This window comes from Methylobacterium sp. WL18, from assembly GCF_008040015.1.
Lineage (GTDB): Bacteria > Pseudomonadota > Alphaproteobacteria > Rhizobiales > Beijerinckiaceae > Methylobacterium > Methylobacterium mesophilicum.
This window is the reverse complement of the sequence record NZ_VRVD01000611.1, coordinates 1-2827: the sequence shown is the minus strand read 5'-3', so window position 1 is coordinate 2827 and position 2827 is coordinate 1. Positions and strand designations below refer to the sequence as shown.

The window sequence follows — 2827 nt, the reverse complement described above, 5'->3', positions numbered from 1 at the left end:
CGCGCATGGCGTGTTCGACGCCGGCCCCGACCCACAGCGCGCGCTGCGGCGGAACGAGCCACAGGCTGCCCGCCGCGCGGATCTCCATCACCCCGGCAATCGCGTAGATTAGCTGTGCGCGGGCGTGACAATGCGGGCCGACGATCCCGCCATCCGGGTAGTCGCGGCCGAGGCAGATCACTGTCGGGCCGCGGAAGGCAGGAGGACCGAACACGATCCGGTCGTCAGGCCGCCGGTTCCGCGCCGAGATGAGCCACGAGAAAATCGCGGGCGGCTCCACTGGTGCGGTCGAAGTGCCGGAGATAGGGGTCGAAATGGCCGCCCGGCACCATCATGAGGTTCTTGGGCGGCAGGGCACGCTGATAGGCCTCCAGGCACAGGTCGGTGGCCGTGAGAGCGTCGTCCTCGGCCACGATCATCAGCAGCGGCGTCGGGCTGATCCGGGTGATGTGCACGCCCGGCTCGTTCTCGCGGGATAGTTCGGCGCTGCGCAGCGTCACTGCGTTCCGCCAGGCCGGCGCGAAGGCTTGGGTGCCGGTGAAGAAGGCGTGGCCGTCCTGTCCCGGCATCGCACAGGGTTGGAGCGGATCGTTCGACACCGCCGGCAGCATGGCCGGCTCCCCGCCGCGGAAGCGCGCGGCGCGGTCGGCCTCGAAGCGGCGCAACTGGGCCGGGACGAGATCGGACCGGGTCCGGCGCTGCGCCGAGAGCGAACCGCTGATCTGCGGCACCTGCGCGACGACGCATCGGACCCGGCGGTCGATCGCCGCGACCTCGATCACGTGGCCCCCGCTGAAGCTGGTGCCCCAGATCCCGATCCGGTCCGGATCGATCCACGGGATCGTCTGCGCGAAACTGATCGCATCCCGGTACCCGCGCTTCTGCACGGTCGGGTCGACCTCCTGGCGGGGCAGTCCGTCGCTGGCGCCGAAATGGGGGTGGTCGTAGACCAGGACGCCGAGGCCCGCCGCCGCAAAGATCTCCGCGTACCGATCGAGATACTGCTCCTTCACCGCCGAGAAGCCGTGGGCCATCACCACGGCCGCAACGGACGCTCCCGCCGGTGTTTCCGGCCGGTAGAGCCAGCCCCGCAAGGTCCGACCCTCCGAACCGAACTCGATATCGCTTCGCATCGGTCCCCCCCTCGTTCGCCGAGGCATCGTGCCGGACCATGCTTAGGTGGGCGCGGTGAATCCAGTCAAAGACGGCGCCGTTTCGGCCAGAGATCCGTGTCGCCCGGTGGCGTCGTCCACCATCGACAGCCAAGCCGATCGGTGCAACGCTGGCAATCAAAGCGCCGCGGAGCGCGGCCCGGAGGAACGGGTGATACGATCGGGGAGGCTCATGGCGCCGGACATTCAGGAATCGCGGGCCGCGCTCATTCTTCTAGCGGTCGTGGTCGGGGCTGTGCTGCTGTTCGGCGCGTTCACGCTGGTCACGCAGATCGGCTGAAGCTCGCCCGGGAAGTACAACCGATGCGCGTCCATCGACATGGCGCGAAACCGGGGATGGTTCGTCGGTCGGCGGGAATAACCTCAATCCATCAGTAGAATGACCGGGAGAGCATTGAGGTTGCGGTGTTGAGTTAACCGCCTCTTAATTCCATCATGGGTTGTATGACTGCGAAGAATGCGTGCGAGGGGCACGCCGGTTTCGGAGATCGCCCATGGTTGTCGACGCGATCAAGCGCCCGCGCGGCCTGCCGGTGGATCTGTCGGCAGCCCTCGACGCGTCCGGCGTGATCGGCGCCTGGTCATGGTCGCCCCGGTCCGATCGCTGCACCTTGGATGCGGGCGCCGCCGACGTGCTCGCAGGCGATCCCGGCCTCGCAGGGCGTCCGATCCCGCTGGAGATCGCGAAGGCTTGCGTCCATCCCGAGGACCGGCCGGCGGTGGTGCGGCACTTCCAGGCGGTCCGCGAGCGCGGCGGCCTGTTCGTAGCCGAGTACCGCACGCTCTCGCCAACCGGCCAGGTCCGGTGGATCCTCGACCGCGGCCGGCTGCCGGCGGGCGCGTCGAGCCGGCGGACGGGGCACGGCATCATCATCGACGTGACCGACAGCCGGCTCGAGGACGAGCAGGCCGCCCCGTTGCCCGTCGAGCCGCTGGATGCGCTCTCGGTCGCCATCGACCGCGCCCTCGAATGCCGCGACGCGCTCGAAGGGGTCGCGGATACCGAGCTGCAATTGCTGATCGATATGTTGCTGCTGCGCCTCGGGCAAAGCATCGCCAAGACGCCCGCCGCCGCGGCCGGCCGGCGTGGGCATTGACGGATCGCAGAGGCTGGCTCCTCGGCGCCCTGGCACAGGATCGCGCGTGGAAGCGCGGACCGGATCGGCCTTCGGCGAGGATATCGGCCTTCAACACACCGATAGGGCCGGCTTCGAGGCGCCGCTCGCGAAGGCCGTGCGATCGCATGACTCGGGGGCGTACGGGCGGCTGAATGTCGACCCGGCTGAACGGGCGGTGCATCCGGAGCGGTGATTTGATTCGGCGACCCGGATACTGTTGTCTGGCCGTTGCCGGAGCGCCCTCAGTCTCCCCCCGATCGGACCTATATGCCGCCCTGCCCGCCGCCCGCATCCTGACGAGGCTGCCCCGATGGATCCCGGCGCGCGCGACACCGCTCGGCGGGGTGGTCTGTCCCGCTTCCTCGTTTTGTACGCTGCCCTCTACGGGGCCTACGGTTTCCTCTCGCCGATCCTGCCGGGTTTTCTTGCGGCGCGGGGGCTGGAGCCGGGGCAGATCGGCGCCCTCCTGGCCGCCGCCGGCGCCCTCCGGCTGGTAGTCGGCCCGCTGGCCGGCGCTTTCGCCGACCGGAGCCGAGG

Annotated in this window: 4 protein-coding genes and 1 pseudogene; 3 read left to right on the top strand and 2 right to left on the bottom strand. The window is 69.5% G+C overall.

Annotation, left to right across the window (positions count from 1 at the left end):
- Together FV228_RS25810 and FV228_RS25805 are read right to left on the bottom strand one after the other, a co-directional pair.
- Nucleotides 1–214 (bottom strand): AraC family ligand binding domain-containing protein (locus tag FV228_RS25810; protein WP_246694029.1); only part of this gene is annotated, 214 nt, incomplete at its 3' end.
- A gap of 10 nt (nucleotides 215–224) precedes the next feature.
- Nucleotides 225–1133: an alpha/beta hydrolase gene (locus tag FV228_RS25805; protein WP_147857147.1), complete on the bottom strand. Its 909-nt coding sequence runs from the start codon at nucleotides 1131–1133 to the stop codon at nucleotides 225–227.
- A 533-nt stretch (nucleotides 1134–1666) separates the two neighbouring features.
- Between FV228_RS25805 and FV228_RS25800 the strand changes: the two genes are divergently transcribed.
- From FV228_RS25800 to FV228_RS25795, 3 genes and pseudogenes are all read left to right on the top strand, one after another.
- A complete protein-coding gene (locus tag FV228_RS25800) occupies nucleotides 1667–2269 on the top strand; it encodes a PAS domain-containing protein (RefSeq protein ID WP_147857146.1) in 603 nt (200 codons plus the stop codon).
- Between the two features lie 46 nt (nucleotides 2270–2315).
- Nucleotides 2316–2483, top strand: coding sequence for a hypothetical protein (locus FV228_RS33440; protein WP_187277909.1), 168 nt, complete (start codon nucleotides 2316–2318; stop codon nucleotides 2481–2483).
- A 117-nt stretch (nucleotides 2484–2600) separates the two neighbouring features.
- A pseudogene (locus FV228_RS25795) lies at nucleotides 2601–2827 on the top strand (MFS transporter); the annotation flags it as partial.